Source organism: Streptomyces sp. NPDC049687 (genome assembly GCF_044465285.1).
Lineage (GTDB): Bacteria > Actinomycetota > Actinomycetes > Streptomycetales > Streptomycetaceae > Streptomyces.
In genome coordinates, this window is sequence record NZ_JBITLN010000007.1 from 51,072 (window position 1) to 68,106 (window position 17,035).

A 17,035-nucleotide genomic window follows, 5' to 3' on the forward strand; every position below is an offset into this window, starting at 1 on the left:
CGGCGCCCGCCGCTGCCGCTCTCTTCCGTCCTGACCCGCGGTCGGGTGGTACGGCTCTCTCACTCACTTGGGTCCCTTCCTGCAGGGAGTCGTGGACTCGTCGGGTGGTCGTCGTGCGGTGCGGAGAGCCGGCCCGCCGTGCCCGGACCGGTGTCCGGCGTGAACCACGGCAGGGTCGTCGACGTGGTGGGGGCCGGGTCGGGGGTCTCCTCCGTGTGCCTACGAGGGGTTCGGCGCCGTTGACGCGTCTGTGGCCGTAGGCGGTCCACCACCGCCATCCCGATCCGGAACAGCGCCGCCGGCACCACCACGCAGAGGAGGATCCAGAACAGGGTCACGCCCCAGGGCCGGCCCACGCCCCACGGCTGCTCCGCGAGGACCTTGCCGCCGTACTTCAGGGAGACGGTGTAGTCGCCGTGGGCGCCCGCGGAGAGTTCGACGGGCAGCTCGACACGCGCCTTCTTGCCGGGGGCGATCGTGCCGCGCCACTGCCGTTCGTCCCACTGCGGGGCGAACACGCCGTGGGCGGTGCCCACCTCGAAGAGCGGGTCCTTCACGGTCGTGGTGCCGAGGTTGCCCACGGTGAAGACGAGCGTGCGGGTGGGCGGGGCCCCGAACCAGGTGAGCAGCCCGCTGGAACCGTCCAGGCGGGTGTCGGTGAGGATCGACAGTTTTCCGCCTGCCGACTCTTCGGGGAGGGGCTCCACGGGGTGCCCGGCCACCTGGAACACCGCGTCGGCCGCGGCCTTCGCGCCGGTCGCGGTGGCCACATGCACCACGCAGGGGCACGGCACCGGCGGCTCGGCCACGGGAAGCCGGCGGCTGAAACGTCCGTCGGCGTCGGTGGTGACGGCACGGCCGTCGGCGTTGGCGCAGGAGTTCGTGCCGCCGACCACCCCGCGCGCCGGGGTCGCCTGCCCGCAGACCAGCAGCATCAGCAGGGTGCGTGCGCGCCAGCCGCTGCCGCTGACGGTGACCGAGTCGCCGGTCCCGGCCTGGGAGGTGGAGAGGGTGACGACCGGCTTGTCCGCGGCGGCGGCCGGGCCGACCGACGCGAGCAGGGGGAACAGGAGGAGAAGGGCCAGCGCCGCGATCCTCAGTCTGCCGTTCACGTCCCCGCTCCCCTCGGCTCGACCTCGCGCCTACGACGCCTTACGACCGCCACGGCACCCGCCGCCACCGACAGCGCGCCGCCGGCCGCCCCCGCCGCCGCGCCCCACGGCACGAACCGGGCCGAGGTCCGGCCGGTGGCCCGTGCGGCGCCGGGGGCGGTGACCGTCAGGCGGACGGTCACGGCGTCCAGGGCCGGGCGGTCGGGCCAGGGCTCGTCGAGCCTCAGCCGGCGACCGGGCGGCAGACGCACGGGCAGGGGACGCACGGCGCGCTCCAGCACGGTGCCGAGGACACCGTCCGCGCGGACCGCGAGCCGTGGGACGAGCTCTGTCGAACCCCGGTTGACCAGCTCGTATGTGATCCGGTCACCGCGCACGGCCACGTGCTCCACGGTCAGCGCGGCGAGCCTGGGACCACCGACCCGCACCAGCAGCCGGACGCCCGCCTGCCGACCGGTCGGCTCCCGTACGACGATCGCTCCGGCGCGGTCGCCGGGGGCCGCGCCCGCCGGGACCGTCACCGTGAACGGCACCTCGGCGCGGGTGCGGGCGGGGACCCGGACGGCGGTCTCGGCGAAGGCGACCGGGAGGCCTCCGAGACCGGTGCCGCGCAGGCGTACGGTGAGCGGCCGGGTGCCCCGGTTGGTCACGGCGACCGTGTCCTGGAGCACCGCCCCGGGTGCGCCCTCGGCGTAGAAGGACGGCCGTCCGCCGCCGGAGGGCGCGACCGACCAGCCGCCGGTGGGGGCGGGGGCGGCGGCCGCGAGCAGGGGCAGGGTCAGGGTGAGGGACAGCGGCAGCAGGGCACGGGCGGCGGCGCGGGCGTACGGCATCGGCGGCTCCAGTACTCGTACGGGGATGCGGTCAGCGGGGCTGGTTCCGCCGGGTCAGCCACAGGACGCCCGCCGCGCCCGCGAGCAGCACGGTGCCGCCGAGGGTGCCGAGGGCGACCGCCGAGTCCTCGGGGCCGGTCTGCGGGAGTTCGCCGCCGCCGGAGTCGTCCTCGCCGCCACCCCCGGACGCCGCCGTCACGTCGAGGGTGAGGGACGGGCCGGGTGTGTTGGTGGGCGTGCAGGTGGTGGTCGTACCGAGTGCCTTGATGGTGAGCACCCCGGCCGTGAAGGTGACCTTGCCGGTCTTCTTCGGGGTGTAGGTGCCGCTCAGGTCGTTGATCTTGATGGGCGTGTTCTCGGGGATCGCGGCCTGGTTGGCGGAACCGGTGACGTTCAGGGTGCCGTTCTCGGCGCCGCCCAGCTTGATGGTGGCGCTCGGCTTCATCGACCCGGCGCCGAGCTCGACCGGACTCGAGGAGACACCTTTCTGCCAGGACATGGTGATCTTGTAGCCGCTGCCGCTCTTGACGCCCTTGATGTCGATCGGCGAGACGGCGCTCTTGTCGCCGATGGGCGTCTCGCAGGTGTAGTTGACGTCGACGACCTCGGCCATGGCCGCGGGGGCGGCCATCCAGACCGCCGAGCCGGCCAGGGCCGCGGCAGTCGCGAGCACGGCGGTTCGCTTCCGGTTCGACACGGTCCCCTCATTCCTGGCAGTACGTGACTGACCCGACCATTACTGACGAGGCATCAGATCGAGCCGTCAAGGTACGCCCGGGGAGATGAGGAGGGAAGACAAGAGGCCCACCGGAGTTGTGACGATCCGACGCGGGCCTTCGGGGGGTTTCGGGATGCCGCCGGTGCGGCGGGGGACGGCCGAGCACGCGCCGCGCGGGGCACCGGCCGACGGCGCGGTCGCCGTGCGGCGGGGGCGGGGCGGCGCGGGAGCCCGCACACGAGACGGCGCCCATGCCCGCCGCGCGGGAGCGGGAGCCGGCGGAGCGCCCGTCACACTGCGCAGCACTCGCTCGCGGCACAGGACGCGGCGGGGCGCTCGCCGCGCGAGGAAGGCTCCGCAGGGCACGCGCCGTGTGGCGCCCGGGCGGCAGGACACGCGCCGCGCGAGGAAGGCTCCGCAGGGTACGCGCCGCGCGAGGCGGGGGCGGCGGGGCGTTCGTCCTTTGGTTCGGGCTCGGTGGCGCCCCGCTGGTGGTCCTTCCGGGTCAGGCGGGGGCGCCCAGTTCTGCCCAGACCGTCTTGCCGGCGAGGCCCGGGGTGCGGACGACGCCCCAGTCGAGGCAGAGGCGCTGGACGATGAACATGCCGTGGCCGCCGGGGCGGCCCGCGCGGTGGGGGGTGCGGGGGGCCGGCTGGCCGGTGCCGCGGTCGGAGATCTCGACGCGGATCACCTTGTTGTCGCAGCCCAGGACCATCCGCTCCGGCCCCTCCGCATGGAGGCAGGCGTTGGTGACCAGTTCGGAGACGACGAGCAGCACGTCCTCGGCGGCGGCCCGCTGGTCGGCGGTGGCCGCGGGCAGCCAGCCCCAGGCGTACAGCGCCTGGCGGGCGAAGTCACGGGCCGCCGGGACGACCCCGCTCACACCGTCGAAGCTCAGTCTGCGGACCTGGCGACCCGCCGAAGCCCCGGCGGCGCCGCCGGCCTCCGGCTCCTGCTCGGGACCGCGGTCGCCCGGCGAGTAGGGCCGGGTGGTGCTCATCAGCGCTTCACCTCACCGATTCACCGGTTCACAATTCAACGTTCTCTCCAGCACGGAATGCGGTACAGAGTGCAGTACGTGGCCAGACGGCGTTTCCGTCGAACGTGCCGCCGACATGTTCAGGTTCAGGATGTCTCCTGCCCGACGGAACCGGCGAAACACCCCCCGTTCACATCGGAACGCACAGGGACGACGATCCTCAGCCGTCCTCGTCCGCGAGCGCGGCCTCGAGGCTGTCGTGAACAGTGAAGACCGCCTCCGCGCCGGTGATCTCGAAGACCCGCGCCACCACCGGCAGCATCCCCGCCAGATGTACGCCTCCCCCGGCCGCCTCCGCCTTCAGACGGGCGCCCAGCAGGACGTTCAGTCCGGTGGAGTCGCAGAACTCCAGCCGGGAACAGTCCACGACCAACCGGCTGATCCCCTTGGAGAGGCACTCCTCCAGTGGCTCCCGCAACAAATCGGCGGTGTGGTGATCCAACTCACCCGCCGGAGTCACGATGGCGCTGGAGCCCTCTTCCCGCACCTCGACCAGAAGCCGGCCCGACTGTGCGCTGCCGACCGTCCCGCGGTCCATGCGTCTCTCTCTCCCGGGGTCGCTCACTGCTTGGTGATGGCCTGTCGACTACCTGCTGAACTACTTGCCGAACGTCCTCGAACCCTACGCCTTCGTCACGCGCTCCAACACCCGAACAATCGCACACAAACAGACATACCTGAACAAAGTGCACTTGCGAAGGGCTCGGTAAAGCCGGTAGGGCTAGAGGAACACGTAACCGACACGGCCGGCTTTGGAGGCGCCGCACACCGTAGTGCGCTCACTGGCTTCGGCAGCCATATGCCGAGAACGATGGAGGACATCATGTCACCCCGGCTCGACGCATCGCGTACCCCGACAGCGACGTCGACAACCCCACCGGATCAGGAACATCTGAATCCCATCGCGGAGCTCCCCGAGATCCCTCCGTACGACGAGATCATCCCTCCGCAGGAGGAGATCGGACAGATGGGCGCCGTCGACGCGCGGGCCCTGTCCAAGACGCTGTTCGAGCGGCTCGAGTCCCTCGAAGAGGGCACGCACGAGTACGCGTACGTCCGCAACACCCTCGTCGAACTGAACCTCGCCCTGGTCAAGTTCGCCTCCTCCCGCTTCCGCTCGCGCAGCGAGCCGATGGAGGACATCATCCAGGTCGGCACGATCGGCCTGATCAAGGCGATCGACCGCTTCGAGCTGTCCCGGGGCGTGGAGTTCCCGACTTTCGCGATGCCGACCATCGTCGGTGAGATCAAGCGCTTCTTCCGTGACACGTCGTGGTCGGTGCGCGTCCCGCGCCGGCTCCAGGAACTGCGCCTCGACCTCGCCAAGGCGGGCGACGAACTCGCCCAGAAGCTGGACCGCTCCCCCACCGTGGCGGAGCTGGCCGAGCGCCTCGGCCTCTCCAACGAGGAGGTCGTGGAGGGTATGGCGGCCTCGAACGCCTATACGGCCTCCTCCCTGGACGCCCAGCCCGAGGAGGACGACGCGGAGGGCGCCCTCGCCGACCGCATCGGCTACGAGGACCACGGGCTCGAGGGCATCGAGTACGTCGAGTCGTTGAAGCCCCTGATCGCCGAACTCCCGCCCCGGGACCGCCAGATCCTCTCCCTCCGTTTCGTCGCGGGCATGACCCAGTCGGAGATCGGTGAGGAGCTGGGGATCTCGCAGATGCATGTGTCGCGGCTGCTGTCGCGGACGCTGGTGCGGCTGCGGAAGGGCCTGACGGTCGAGGAATAAGGGGATCCGCCCTCTGGTGGTGCCCTCAGGGGCCGCGCTGGACCTCTCTGACCACTGCGGCCCCTGAGGGCACGATCCTTACCCCGGGAAACCTCCCCACGACACCCCTCTCACCACTAGGGTCACCTCCACCCCAGACTGACCAGTACGTCAGCAATGGCGAGGAGGCGGATCGTGGTCCGTGCCGAAGGTGAGGGCGAGCAGACGGGCGACTTCGGTGATTCCGACGCGCGCCTGACGGACCTGCTGCGCGGCGCACCCGCCCGGGCCTACCCGGCCCTGCGCACACTCCGTACCCGCCACGAGCCCGCCGTCCTGTCCTACGCCCGCCTCTGCACGACGAGCGAACCGGCGGCCCGCCGCCTGGCGGCGGAGGCGTTCACCCGCGCGGCCCGCGACACCGCGCGCGGCAGCGAACCGGGCGGTGCCTGGCGGCACCAACTCCTGCTGCAGGCGGGGCGGGTGGCGGCGGACTGGGCCGCGGACGACCGGGCGGGCGGACTGGACGCGAGCCTGCTCCTGGTCCTCAACACGGCCCCCGCCCCCGGCGGCCCGCTCCCGCCCCTCCTGACCGCCTTCCGCTCCCTCCCCGCCCGCGCACAAGGCGTCATCTGGTACGGCGTCGTGGAGCGGGAGGAGGCGGACCGCACCGCCGTCCTCCTCGGCCTGACCCCCGAGGACGTGGCCTACGACATCGCTCCCGCCCTGCACTCCCTGGCCCAGACCGCCCTGCGGCTGCGCCTCGCCGCTTCCGACGACCCGCGCTGCGCGGACTTCCGGCGGCTGATCGAGGAGTCGGTACGCCCGGAGGGGGCCAGACGCAGCCCCGACCTGGAGGCCCACCGGGCGCACTGCCCGCACTGCGCGACGGCGTACGAGGAGCAGCGCGCGCTGCGGGACACGCCCCGCACGGCTCTGGCCGAGGGACTGCTGCCGTGGGGCGGGACGGCGTACGTGAGGGAGGAGCAGGAGCCGGCCGGGATGCCCGCCGTGGCCCGGCGGCCGCCGTCTCGGCGCGGTGTCGTGCTGGGGTCGGCGGTGGCGGGGGTGGTGCTGGTTCCGCTGCTGGTCGCGCTGATGTCCTCGGGTGACGCGCGGGACTCGACGGGAGCGGTCGTGGCCGGCCCGTCGAGCATCGCGCCGGTGACGGTCACGGCGACGGTGTCGGCGCCGGGCGCCGTGTCCACGCCGACGAGCAGGTCCCCTTCCCCGGCCCCGAGTTCCTCTCCCCCGCGCACGAGCGCGCCCCCGAAGCCGACCCCGACGCCGTCTCCGACCCGCGCGCCCGGTGGGACGTACGCCCAGGTCGTGAACATCGCCACGGGCCGCTGTCTGGAGGTGGCGGGCGACTTCGACAACGGCACGGATGTGGTGACGGTCCCCTGCACGTCCTCGCCGAGTCAGCGGTGGCGGGTGGACGCGGGGCGCGGGGTGGTCCAGTCGGGCGCCGACCAGGACTTCTGTCTGGACAGCCGGGGGTCCGTGGACAACGGGGTCGGGGTGTGGGAGTGCGCGTCCGTGGAGGGGAGCCATGGGGAGAACCTGCAGTTCACGGTGGACGCCGACGGGACGATACGGCCGGCGATCGCGATCCTGACGGGGCTGACGGCGGCCGTGGACGGCGGGGTGTCGCTGGAGCCGCTGGACGGGGGCGGGGACCAGCGCTGGCGGGCGGGGGCGGGGTGACCCCGTCGGCCGTCACGGATCCGGCTGACTCTCGCGGAAGAGGCTGTGGGCGTCGGTGACCTGGTAGGAGCGGTCGAGCCAGAGGCCCAGTTCGTCCATGTCGGTGGAGGCGAGGACGCGGTCACGGACGGAATCCGGTACCTCGATGTGACGCCAGCGCAGGTTGCGCAGGATGTTGTCCGCGCGTTCCTGTGCGCGGCCCTCTTCTCGGCCCTCTTCTCGGCCTTGTTCGCGTACCTCTTGGGCGAGCGGGTGCCGCCAGAAGTACTGCATCGTCGTCATCAGATCCCTCCACAGTTGCTGAGCCTGGGGGTCTGCCAGGCATGAGTCGACGAACTGGACCAATACCGCGGCGCTGTCCGCGTCGATGGTCCGCAGGGCGGCTGCCAGCGATTCCAGTATGCCCACGGCCTGCGGTCCACGGCCGTGTGTCATCGCCGAAAGCACCGCGAGGGGCAGGTCCCGCGCGGCCTCCCGCTCGTCCGCGATCACCGGAACGTTGTCGGGACCGAGGACGAACGGCTGCACCGTGAGTGAGGGCATGCCCCGCACACCGACTCGGATGGGCTCAGCCGCCCAGCGGGCTGTGGCGCTGTTCTGGGTGACGACGATGAGGACGGGATCGCAGTGGTACTTCTCCAGCAGGTAGGCGAGGTAGTACGGCCAACTGCGACGCTTCCTGTCATCCGGCCTGCCCTGCGACTCTACGACCAGGAGGTAGGTGCCTTCGCCTGTCTCGGCGCGCAACAGTGTGTCGACGCGTCGCTCGATCGGCTCAATTTCGGTGAGGTCGACGTTCAGGGCGGCGAAGTCGTGCGGCTCGGGGAAGGGGATGCGTAACACCTGCTGCAGGGCCCGGGTGAGCAGTGCGGGGTCCTTCTGGAAGATCCTGTGCATCGCTTCGTGCGACGAGCTGACCACTTACGCTGCCCCCAGTTCGCACCACACCAGCTTGCCGCGATGCCCGAACCGGGACAGCGGCTGCCAGCCCCACAGATCCGAGCAGGCCCGTACGAGGGCGAAGCCGCGCCCGCTCTCGGCGTCGGTCAGCGTCTCGAACTGCCCGGGGGGCTCGGGGGGTTCGGGGTCCGCGTCCCAGGCTCCGATCTGCAGGACGCCGTCCCGGTGGCGGACGCGCAGGCAGGCGGGACCCTTGGTGTGGAGTACGGCGTTGGAGAGCAGCTCGGATGCGAGGAGTTCGGCGGTGTCGACGAGGCCGGCGAGGCCGTGGACGGTGAGCATCGGGCGGAGGGCGAGACGGGAGACCGTGACGGCCCGGGGGTCGTGGGGGATGTGGAGGGAGTACTCCCAGGAGTCGGTTTCAGGCATGGGGCGGCTCCAGGTCTGTGGTGGAGGTGAGGAACGCAGGCAGTGGCAGTGCCGCAGCCGTCATGGCAGGAGGGAGCGGTGCGCTTCCGCTGCGTGAGCGAGGCATCACCGACGGTATTTCCTAAAGTTAGGAATATGCAAGCCGCTGTCCTATCCTGACCCTCGAACGAGGTACACAGACAGGGAAGTTGAGACGAGGAGGTGCCGCTTGCCGCCGAAGAGGCATCTCACGGCCCGACGAGTGCGCCTGGGCACTGAGCTGCGCAGACTCCGCGAGGCCACGGGCATGAAGGCTCGGGAAGCTGCGGCGCTCCTCGGTGCCGACTCGGTCCAGATGAGCCAGATCGAGTCCGGCGTCGCAGGAGTGAGCGCGGAACGCGTACGTCGCCTCGCGGCCCACTACGCCTGCACGGATGAGGCGTTGATCGAAGCCCTCGTGGCCATGGCCACCGATCGCACACGGGGATGGTGGGAGGAGTACCGGGGCGTCCTTCCACCGGTGTTCCTGGACACCGCCGAGGTCGAGCACCACGCGGCGTCCCTCCGGGAGATCGTGATCACTCACGTGCCCGGGCTCCTGCAGACCGCTGACTATGCCCGCGCCGTCTACACGTACATGATGCCCGGCCTACCCGAAAGCGAGCTCACCCCTCGCGTAGAACATCGGCTGAGGCGACGGGCCGTCATCGAGGGCGACAACCCCACACCGTACGAGACGGTCGTCCACGAATTCGCCCTGCGCATCCGCGTGGCCGACCGCAGCGCCTCCCATGCTCAACTCCTCCGCATCCTCGACCAGATCGAGGAGGGCCATGCGACAGTCCGCGTCATCCCCGCCGATCAGGACGGTTTCGCCGGTGCTGGGGCTTCGATGATGTACGTCGGCGGTCCGGTGCCCCGGCTGGACACCGGCCTGCGTGACGCCCCCACCGGCACCGCGTTCATCGACGCGGAACCCCAACTAACCCAACTTCGAACGCTCTTCCGTAGGGTGGAGAAGGCGGCGTTGACCCCGGTGGCGTCGCGGGACTTCATCCACGGCCTGACGAAGGAACTGTGAGGCACCCATGGAGCACACCTTGCGCTGGCAGAAGTCCACGTTCTCCGACGGCGGGAACGGCAACACCTGCGTCGAACTCGCCTCCACCCCCACCACCCTCCACCTCCGCGAGTCCGACGACCCCACCACCGTCCTCACCACCACCCGCACCCCCCTCACCCACCTCCTGCACGTCATACGGACGGGCTCGCTGTGAGCGGCAGGCGGTTTCAGACCACCCGTACGCCCCGCCTCCATACCCCCGACACGAGCGGTACGCCCGGGCGGTAGGCGAGGTGGACGTGGCTCGGGGCGTCGAGGAGGGTCAGGTCGGCGTACGCGCCCGGGGTGAGGCGCCCGACGTCGTCCCGGCGCAGGGCCGCCGCTCCGCCCGCCGTGGCCGACCAGACCGCCTCGTCGGGGGTCATGCCCATGTCCCGTACGGCGAGGGCGACGCAGAAGGGGACGGAGGAGGTGAAGGACGAGCCCGGGTTGCAGTCGGTGGAGAGGGCCACCGTGACGCCCGCGTCCAGGAGGCGGCGGGCGTTCGGCCACTCGGCGCGGGTCGAGAACTCGGCGCCGGGGAGGAGGGTGGCGACGGTCCGGCTGTTGGCCAGCGCGTCGACGTCCGCGTCCGTGAGGTGGGTGCAGTGGTCGGCGCTCGCCGCGTCCAGTTCGACGGCCAGTTGGACGCCGGGGCCGTGGGAGAGCTGGTTGGCGTGGATGCGGGGGTGCAGGCCCCTGGCCTTGCCGGCGGTGAGGATCGTCCGGGCCTGGTCGCCGTCGAACGCGCCCTTCTCGCAGAAGACGTCGATCCAGCGGGCGTGCGGCGCGCAGGCGTCGAGCATCTCGCCGGTGACCAGGGCCACGTACGCGGCCGGGTCGTCGGCGTAGTCGGGGGAGACGATGTGGGCGCCGAGGTAGGTGACCTCGTCGGTGTGGGCGGCGGCGAGGCGCAGGGCGCGGGCCTCGTCGGCGACGGTCAGGCCGTACCCCGACTTGGTCTCGAAGGTGGTCGTGCCCTGGTGGAGGGCCTCGGAGAGGTAACGGGTGAGGTTCGCCTCCAGTTCCTCGTCGCTCGCCGCACGGGTGGCCGCGACCGTGGTGCGGATGCCGCCCGCCGTGTAGCCGCGGCCGGACATCCGGGCGTTGAACTCCTCGGTGCGGTCGCCCGCGAAGACCAGGTGGGAGTGGGAGTCGACGAAGCCGGGGAGGGCCGCCCGGCCGTCGGCGTCGACCCGATTGTCAGTGGCGGGTGCTTTGCTTGAATCACCGGTCCAGACGACGCGGTCGCCCTCGATGACGACGGCCGCGTCCCGGACCAGACCGAGGGGAGAGCTGTCACCGAGGGAGGGGTCGTTGGTGACCAGCGTGGCGATGTTGGTGATGACGGTGCTGCTGCTCATCGTGTCCTCGAGCCTGTCCTCGTGGGGGCGGGGTGCGGTGGTTGCTACGAGCGCAGGGCCTCGACCGCCCGTGCCAGGGCCCGCGGCACATCCGGTACGAGCGTGTGCGCCCCGTCGCGTACGACCTGCCGGCCCGCGACGACCGTGTGCCGTACGTCCGCGGCGGTCGCCGCGAATACGGCGGTCTCGGCGCCGAGCCGGGGCAGCGGGCCCGCTGTCCTGACGGAGTCGAGGGCGATCGTCGTGAAGTCGGCGGGCGCGCCGGTCTCCAGGGTGCCCGCCTCCGGGCGGCCGAGGGCGGCATGGCCGTCGGCGGAGGCGGCGCGCAGGAGAGCCGCCGCTGTCCAGTGACCGCGGGTGCGGGTGCGCAGGCGCTCGTCCAGCTCCATCGCGCGGGCCTCTTCGAGCAGGTCGACGACGGCGTGGCTGTCGGAGCCGAGGGAGAGCGGGGAGCCCTCGTTCTGGAGGGCGACGGCCGGCCCGATGCCGTCCGCGAGGTCCCGCTCGGTCGTCGGGCACATACAGGTGCCGGTGCCGCTGCCGCCGATGAGGGAGATGTCCTCGGCGGTGAGGTGCGTGTTGTGGACGCCGGTGGTGCGCGGTCCGAGGACGCCGTGCAGGGCGAGGAGCTGGGTCGGGGTGCAGCCGTGGACCTCGAGGCACGCCTCGTTCTCGGCGGTCTGCTCGGACAGGTGCACGTGCAGGGGCGCCCGGCGGTCCTCGGCCCACCGCGCCACGGTCGCCAACTGGTCGGCGGGCACGGCCCGTACGGAGTGGATGGCCGCCCCGATCCTCGCGTGATCCCGTTCCTTGAGAAGTGAACAGCGTTCGGCCCAGGCGTCCGCGCTGCCGTCGGAGAAGCGGAGCTGGTGGGCGTTGGGGGACTGTCCGAAGCCGGAGGACAGGTAGGCGGTGTCGAGGAGGGTGATGCGGATACCGGCTTCGGCGGCGGCCTCGAACAGGGCCTCGCCCATCGCGTTGGGGTCGGTGTACGGGGTGCCGCCGGGGGCGTGGTGCACATAGTGGAACTCGCCCACGGCCGTGATGCCGGCCAGCGCCATCTCGGCGTACACCGCGCGCGCCAGGTCGTGATACGTCTCGGGGGTCAGGCGGTCCGCGAAGGAGTACATGATCTCGCGCCAGGTCCAGAAGGTGCCGGAGCCGACCTGGACGGTGCCGCGCAGAGCGCGGTGGAAGGCGTGGGAGTGGGCGTTGGCCAGGCCGGGGAGGGTGAGGCCGCGCAGGATCTCGGCGCCGGGAGGCGGGGAGTCGATGCCCGTCCGGACGGCGGTGATGCGGCCGTCGGTCACCTCCAGGGCGACGCCCGGCTCGACGTGGGTGCCGAGCCAGGCGTGCTCCAGCCAGTAGGTCCGTGTCCGCTGCGTGGAGGTCACGTGCAGGCCAGTCCTTCCAGTACGTCGGCGAGGGCGTGCACCCCGGCCACGCAGTCGTCCTCGGCGGCGAACTCGGCCGGGGAGTGCGAGACGCCCGTGGGGTTGCGCACGAACAGCATGGCGGTCGGGATGCTCCCGGAGAGGATCCCGGCGTCGTGTCCGGCGCCGGTGCCGAGGACGGGGACCTCGAGGTCGGTGTCCTTGCCCAGGATGCGGGCGAGTTCGTCGCGCAGGGCGTGGTCGAACTCGACGACCGGGGTGAAGGACTCCCGGACGACGTCGAGATCGACGCCGTGCGCCTCGGCGTACTCGCGGGCGGCCTTCTCCACCCCGCCGACCACGAGGTCGAGGGCCGCCTGGTCGGCGGCGCGGGAGTCGAGCCAGCCGCGCACCAGGGAGGGGATGGCGTTGACGCCGTTCGGCTCGACGGAGATCTTGCCGAAGGTGGCTACGGCACCGGCGAGTTCGGCCTCGCGGCGGGCGGCGAGGACGGTCTCGGCGTACGACAGCATGGGGTCGCGCCGGTCGACGAGCCGCGTGGTCCCCGCGTGGTTGGCCTCGCCCCGGAAGTCGAACCGCCAGCGGCCGTGCGGCCAGATGGCGCCGGCGATGCCCACCGGGTCGCCGGAGAGGTCCAGCGCGCGGCCCTGTTCGACGTGCAGTTCGACGAAGGCGCCGATGCGGTCGAGCCGTTCCGGGTCGGGGCCGATGGCCTCGGGGTCGTAGCCGGCGGCCTCCATGGCCTGCGGGAGGGTGATCCCCTCGCCGTCGGTGAGCCGGTGCGCCCGCTCGACGGTGAGCTGTCCGGCGGTGAGCCGGGAGCCCACGCAGGCGAGACCGAAGCGGGCGCCCTCCTCGTCCCCGAAGTTGACGAGCGCGAGGGGCTTGGTGAAGGTCACCCGCCGGGCCCGCAGTTCGTCGAGCGCGGCGAAGGAGGACACGACCCCGAGGGGCCCGTCGAAGGCACCGCCGTCCGGCACGGAGTCGAGATGCGACCCCGTGACGACGGCGTCCCCGGCGGCGGGATCCCCTAGCCACGCCCACTGGTTCCCGTTGCGGTCGACCTCGTACGCCAGCCCCCGCGCCCCGGCCTGCGCCCGGAACCAGGCCCGGCAGTCGGCGTCGGCGGGCGTCCAGGCGTAGCGCCGGTAGCCACCGGAGTCGGGGTGCCGCCCGAGGGGGCGCAGCTCACGCCACATCTCGTGGAAGGAGGTCGCTCCAGGCCGTGGGCGGTCGTTCCGCGGGGCGGAACCGGTGGGCACGGCCGGACCCGCGCTCGGCGACGAGGGCTCGGCCCCCACCGGAGAGTCGCCGCTCCTCGTCACGCGGGATCACCCTCGCGCATGGGAACCCGCACACCCCGCTCGTCCGCCACCGACTCCGCGATGTCGTACCCCGCGTCCACGTGCCGGATGACGCCCATGCCGGGGTCGTTGGTCAGGACGCGGCGGATCTTCTCGCCGCCGAGCTCGGTGCCGTCGGCCACCGTGACCTGGCCGGCGTGGATCGACCGCCCCATGCCGACGCCACCGCCGTGGTGGATCGAAACCCAGGAGGCGCCCGAGGCCACGTTCACCATCGCGTTCAGCAGCGGCCAGTCGGCGATCGCGTCGGAGCCGTCGAGCATGGCCTCGGTCTCGCGGTACGGGGAGGCGACGGAGCCGCAGTCGAGGTGGTCGCGGCCGATGGCCAGCGGGGCCGCCAGCTCGCCGCTCGCCACCATGTCGTTGAAGCGCTCGCCGGCCTTGTCGCGCTCGCCGTAGCCGAGCCAGCAGATACGGGCGGGCAGGCCCTGGAAGTGGACGCGCTCGCCGGCCAGCTTGATCCAGCGGGCCAGGGACTCGTTCTCGGGGAAGAGGTCGAGGATCGCCTTGTCGGTCTTGGCGATGTCGGCCGGGTCGCCGGACAGGGCCGCCCAGCGGAAGGGGCCCTTGCCCTCGCAGAAGAGCGGGCGGATGTAGGCGGGGACGAAGCCGGGGAAGGCGAACGCGCGGTCGTATCCGGCGAGTTGGGCCTCGCCGCGGATGGAGTTGCCGTAGTCGAAGACCTCGGCGCCGGCGTCCAGGAAGCCGACCATCGCCTCGACGTGCCGGGCCATGGACTCGCGGGCGCGGGTGGTGAAGCCGGCCGGGTCCTTGGCGGCGTAGGAGGCCATGTCCTCGAAGGCGACACCGGTCGGCAGGTAGGCCAGCGGGTCGTGGGCGGAGGTCTGGTCGGTGACGATGTCGACGGGGGCGCCCATGGCCAGCAGTTGCGGCACGAGCTCCGCCGCGTTGCCGAGGACGCCGATGGAGAGCGGGCGGCGGGCGTCGCGGGCCTCCACCGCCAGCCGCAGGGCGTGCTCCAGGCTGTCGGCCTTCACGTCCAGGTACCGGTGCTCGATGCGGCGCTCGATCGCGCGCGGGTCGCAGTCGATGCAGATCGCCACGCCGTCGTTCATGGTCACGGCGAGCGGCTGGGCGCCGCCCATGCCGCCGAGGCCGGCGGTCAGGGTGATGGTGCCGGCGAGGGTGCCGTCGAACTTCTTCGCGGCGACGGCGGCGAAGGTCTCGTAGGTGCCCTGGAGGATGCCCTGGGTACCGATGTAGATCCAGGATCCGGCGGTCATCTGGCCGTACATGGTCAGACCCAGCTGTTCCAGCCGGCGGAACTCCTCCCAGTTGGCCCAGTCGCCGACGAGGTTGGAGTTGGCGATGAGGACGCGCGGGGCCCACTCGTGGGTCTGCATGACGCCGACGGGGCGGCCGGACTGGACGAGCATCGTCTCGTCCTGCTTCAGCCCCTTCAGGGTCCGCACCATCGCGTCGAAGGAGCGCCAGTCGCGGGCCGCCTTGCCGGTGCCGCCGTAGACGACGAGCTTGTCGGGGTGTTCGGCGACCTCGGGGTCGAGGTTGTTCTGCAGCATCCGCAGGGCGGCTTCCTGCTGCCATCCCAGGGCGCTCAGTTCCGTACCGCGCGGCGCTCGTACGGGGCGGGGTCCTGACATGGTCTGCCTCCTTGCGGATGGTTCATCCCGGCGGATTGTTAGTCGCTCTATTCACATCCTGGCTCGCTGAATAGAGCTAGTCAATACATCGGGGCGGCGACCTGGGTCGCCGGGGCCGCGATGGAGGGCGGCGGCGGGAGCACCGCACACCCCGACTGAGGGGCGCTCCGGATGTCGGCGAAAGGCGCGTGATGCACAGGAGAGGCGCACGTCGGCGGGTTCACCACCCCCCACGGCCGCGCACGCCGTTGACGTACGCGCTGGTCACGGTGTTGAAGGGACGCATGGGGCGTGGCGGCCCGAAACGGGTCCAGCCGACCCACTTTAGTCAGCCTGCCGCATGTTCCGCTGGAAAATGCCAGATCCCTCACCCCTCGCGCATACGTTGCGTAGCTTCGTCATCACTCATCCGAACCGCAGGCGGGAGGGGAGCCGAACGGTGCCCGGAATCGACGAGTGCCTACTGGAGGCCATGCGGCTGCCCGGGGCCCGGGGAGCGGCGTTGGTCGACTGGACCAGCGGGCTGGCGCTGGGCTCCGTCGGGGAGTTCCCGGGCGGCGACCACGAGGCGGCGGCGGCCGAGGCCGCGGAGGTCGCGCGGCTCACGGCGGAGCAGCGGGCGTTCACGCCCGTCGGCGTCGACGCCGGCCACGAGGGCGACGGGGAGGAGGCGGCCGACCCCCCGGTGGAGGATCTGATCATCAGCAACCGGGACAGCTACCACCTGCTGCGGTTCGTGCCGACCTCCTTCGACAGCAGTGTGTTCCTGCACGTGTGGCTGGGCCGGTCGGACGGCAATCTCGCGCTGGCCCGGATCCGGCTCGGCGAGATGGCCGGACGGCTGGTGCTGGGATGACGCTCGTGGGGACGACACCGCGGGGGACGACCCCGCCGCCCCGGCTGCCGGTGCGGGAGAGATCCACGGCGGGAGAGCGGGCGGGAGGCGGGCTGTCGCCGATGCTGACCCGGCTCGCCGCCGAGCGGGCCACCGGCGTCCTGGAGCGCGAGCGCGGCTCGCTCTATCTCGCCGAGGGCCATGTGGTGCACGCCGAGAGCCCGCTCGCCCCGGGCCTCGACGTGCTCCTCCTGACCCACGGCACGCTCGACCCGGGCACCTGGCAGGAGGCGCTGGACCGGGCCGACGAGGAGCGCGGCGCGCTACGGCTGCTGCTCGACGCCGACCGGATCCCGCGCGGCGCGCTGGAACTGTGCCATGCGGGGGCGCTCTACGACGCGGCGTACTTCGCGCTCGCGCCCAGCAGGACGCCGGGACACTTCCGTTACGGGGCCGGGCACCGGCTCGGGGGGTTGCGGCCGGTTCCGGTGAGCGCCCTGGAGCGCGAGACGCTGCGCCGCCGCGAACTGCTGGACCGGCTGTGGCCGGACCCGCTGGCGGACGGGGCGCCGCTGCTGCGGGCGGAGGCGGTCGCCGCCCCGGCGCCGACCGCGCGGCAGAGCGCCGTACTGGCTCTGGTGGACGGTGTGCGCACGGCGTCGGACATCGCCCGGGAGCTGGGCCGGCAGGCGTTCCACACCCTGGTCGACGTCCGCCGGCTGGCCGCGGCCGGGCTGCTGACCGCGCTGTTCCCGCCCCCGCCGCCCCCGTTGCCCCAGCCGCCCTCACCTCCACCGCTGCCGCCCCGGGTGCCGGGCGGGGCCCCCGCCGCCAATCCCCCACCGGGCGTCTCCCTGCCCCGTGTCAACGACCCCGACATCACCTTGCTGAAGAGGCTCAGGGATGCGCTGGAGGCCCTTTGA

17 protein-coding genes are annotated in these 17,035 nt (G+C 72.2%); 6 read left to right on the top strand and 11 right to left on the bottom strand.

All coding sequences use genetic code 11. The features are described from left to right. Positions 1–59 precede the first annotated feature (59 nt). The 5 genes from ACIBVL_RS21905 to ACIBVL_RS21925 all read right to left on the bottom strand — a co-directional run bounded on the left by ACIBVL_RS21905 (position 60) and on the right by ACIBVL_RS21925 (position 4,240). Entirely contained in the window at positions 60–1,112 is a 1,053-nt protein-coding gene (locus tag ACIBVL_RS21905; RefSeq protein ID WP_399098926.1) for a neocarzinostatin apoprotein domain-containing protein, read from the bottom strand. Next, positions 1,109–1,945, bottom strand: a complete 837-nt coding sequence (locus ACIBVL_RS21910; RefSeq protein WP_399098927.1) for a hypothetical protein — start codon at positions 1,943–1,945, stop codon at positions 1,109–1,111. Before ACIBVL_RS21910 ends, ACIBVL_RS21905 begins: the two co-directional genes overlap by 4 nt. 31 nt (positions 1,946–1,976) lie before the next feature. After that, positions 1,977–2,642 carry an LPXTG cell wall anchor domain-containing protein gene (locus ACIBVL_RS21915; RefSeq protein ID WP_399098928.1) on the bottom strand — a complete coding sequence of 222 codons (666 nt, stop codon included), beginning with the start codon at positions 2,640–2,642 and terminating at the stop codon, positions 1,977–1,979. 526 nt (positions 2,643–3,168) lie between these two features. Then, positions 3,169–3,663 (bottom strand): ATP-binding protein, encoded by a 495-nt coding sequence (locus tag ACIBVL_RS21920; protein WP_399098929.1) that lies wholly within the window; start codon positions 3,661–3,663, stop codon positions 3,169–3,171. Positions 3,664–3,862: 199 nt separating this feature from the next. Further along, complete coding sequence (locus ACIBVL_RS21925) at positions 3,863–4,240, bottom strand: STAS domain-containing protein (RefSeq protein WP_399098931.1); 378 nt, start codon at positions 4,238–4,240, stop codon at positions 3,863–3,865. A gap of 285 nt (positions 4,241–4,525) precedes the next feature. On the opposite strand from ACIBVL_RS21925, the gene ACIBVL_RS21930 reads away from it, so the two are divergent. Together ACIBVL_RS21930 and ACIBVL_RS21935 are read left to right on the top strand one after the other, a co-directional pair. Next, on the top strand, positions 4,526–5,437 hold the full coding sequence (locus tag ACIBVL_RS21930; protein WP_399098932.1) for an RNA polymerase sigma factor SigF: 912 nt from the start codon (positions 4,526–4,528) through the stop codon (positions 5,435–5,437). 156 nt (positions 5,438–5,593) lie between these two features. Then, entirely contained in the window at positions 5,594–7,123 is a 1,530-nt protein-coding gene (locus ACIBVL_RS21935; protein ID WP_399098933.1) for an RICIN domain-containing protein, read from the top strand. A 12-nt stretch (positions 7,124–7,135) separates the two neighbouring features. Here ACIBVL_RS21935 and ACIBVL_RS21940 read toward each other — a convergent pair whose 3' ends face one another. Then, positions 7,136–8,044 carry a hypothetical protein gene (locus ACIBVL_RS21940; protein ID WP_399098934.1) on the bottom strand — a complete coding sequence of 303 codons (909 nt, stop codon included), beginning with the start codon at positions 8,042–8,044 and terminating at the stop codon, positions 7,136–7,138. Further along, positions 8,045–8,452, bottom strand: coding sequence for an ATP-binding protein (locus tag ACIBVL_RS21945; protein ID WP_399098935.1), 408 nt, complete (start codon positions 8,450–8,452; stop codon positions 8,045–8,047). A gap of 241 nt (positions 8,453–8,693) precedes the next feature. Here ACIBVL_RS21945 and ACIBVL_RS21950 point away from each other — a divergent pair, with 241 nt between their 5' ends. Together ACIBVL_RS21950 and ACIBVL_RS21955 are read left to right on the top strand one after the other, a co-directional pair. Then, positions 8,694–9,512: a helix-turn-helix domain-containing protein gene (locus ACIBVL_RS21950; RefSeq protein ID WP_399098936.1), complete on the top strand. Its 819-nt coding sequence runs from the start codon at positions 8,694–8,696 to the stop codon at positions 9,510–9,512. A gap of 7 nt (positions 9,513–9,519) precedes the next feature. After that, positions 9,520–9,708 (top strand): DUF397 domain-containing protein, encoded by a 189-nt coding sequence (locus tag ACIBVL_RS21955; RefSeq protein ID WP_399098937.1) that lies wholly within the window; start codon positions 9,520–9,522, stop codon positions 9,706–9,708. A gap of 13 nt (positions 9,709–9,721) precedes the next feature. Here the strand turns inward: ACIBVL_RS21955 and hutI are convergent, their stop codons facing one another. The 4 genes from hutI to hutU all read right to left on the bottom strand — a co-directional run bounded on the left by hutI (position 9,722) and on the right by hutU (position 15,277). Continuing rightward, positions 9,722–10,897, bottom strand: coding sequence for an imidazolonepropionase (hutI, locus tag ACIBVL_RS21960; protein WP_399098938.1), 1,176 nt, complete (start codon positions 10,895–10,897; stop codon positions 9,722–9,724). A 44-nt stretch (positions 10,898–10,941) separates the two neighbouring features. Beyond that, positions 10,942–12,291, bottom strand: coding sequence for a formimidoylglutamate deiminase (locus ACIBVL_RS21965; RefSeq protein ID WP_399098939.1), 1,350 nt, complete (start codon positions 12,289–12,291; stop codon positions 10,942–10,944). Continuing rightward, complete coding sequence (locus ACIBVL_RS21970; protein WP_399099481.1) at positions 12,288–13,490, bottom strand: allantoate amidohydrolase; 1,203 nt, start codon at positions 13,488–13,490, stop codon at positions 12,288–12,290. Before ACIBVL_RS21970 ends, ACIBVL_RS21965 begins: the two co-directional genes overlap by 4 nt. 122 nt (positions 13,491–13,612) lie before the next feature. Next, on the bottom strand, positions 13,613–15,277 hold the full coding sequence (hutU, locus tag ACIBVL_RS21975; RefSeq protein WP_399098940.1) for a urocanate hydratase: 1,665 nt from the start codon (positions 15,275–15,277) through the stop codon (positions 13,613–13,615). A gap of 439 nt (positions 15,278–15,716) precedes the next feature. On the opposite strand from hutU, the gene ACIBVL_RS21980 reads away from it, so the two are divergent. Beyond that, complete coding sequence (locus tag ACIBVL_RS21980) at positions 15,717–16,133, top strand: hypothetical protein (RefSeq protein WP_399098941.1); 417 nt, start codon at positions 15,717–15,719, stop codon at positions 16,131–16,133. Then, positions 16,130–17,035, top strand: a complete 906-nt coding sequence (locus tag ACIBVL_RS21985; protein WP_399098942.1) for a transcriptional regulator — start codon at positions 16,130–16,132, stop codon at positions 17,033–17,035. The genes ACIBVL_RS21980 and ACIBVL_RS21985 overlap by 4 nt, the downstream gene beginning before the upstream one ends.

Excerpts from the sequence above, each read along its gene's own strand:
- hutI (WP_399098938.1), bottom strand. The coding sequence starts at position 10,897 with ATGAGCAGCAGCACCGTCATCACCAACATCGCCACGCTGGTCACCAAC.
- hutU (WP_399098940.1), bottom strand. The coding sequence starts at position 15,277 with ATGTCAGGACCCCGCCCCGTACGAGCGCCGCGCGGTACGGAACTGAGC.
- ACIBVL_RS21920 (WP_399098929.1), bottom strand. The coding sequence starts at position 3,663 with ATGAGCACCACCCGGCCCTACTCGCCGGGCGACCGCGGTCCCGAGCAG.
- ACIBVL_RS21970 (WP_399099481.1), bottom strand. The coding sequence starts at position 13,490 with ATGTGGCGTGAGCTGCGCCCCCTCGGGCGGCACCCCGACTCCGGTGGC.
- ACIBVL_RS21955 (WP_399098937.1), top strand. The coding sequence starts at position 9,520 with ATGGAGCACACCTTGCGCTGGCAGAAGTCCACGTTCTCCGACGGCGGG.
- ACIBVL_RS21930 (WP_399098932.1), top strand. The coding sequence starts at position 4,526 with ATGTCACCCCGGCTCGACGCATCGCGTACCCCGACAGCGACGTCGACA.
- ACIBVL_RS21925 (WP_399098931.1), bottom strand. The coding sequence starts at position 4,240 with ATGGACCGCGGGACGGTCGGCAGCGCACAGTCGGGCCGGCTTCTGGTC.
- ACIBVL_RS21910 (WP_399098927.1), bottom strand. The coding sequence starts at position 1,945 with ATGCCGTACGCCCGCGCCGCCGCCCGTGCCCTGCTGCCGCTGTCCCTC.
- ACIBVL_RS21945 (WP_399098935.1), bottom strand. The coding sequence starts at position 8,452 with ATGCCTGAAACCGACTCCTGGGAGTACTCCCTCCACATCCCCCACGAC.
- ACIBVL_RS21985 (WP_399098942.1), top strand. The coding sequence starts at position 16,130 with ATGACGCTCGTGGGGACGACACCGCGGGGGACGACCCCGCCGCCCCGG.
- ACIBVL_RS21935 (WP_399098933.1), top strand. The coding sequence starts at position 5,594 with ATGGCGAGGAGGCGGATCGTGGTCCGTGCCGAAGGTGAGGGCGAGCAG.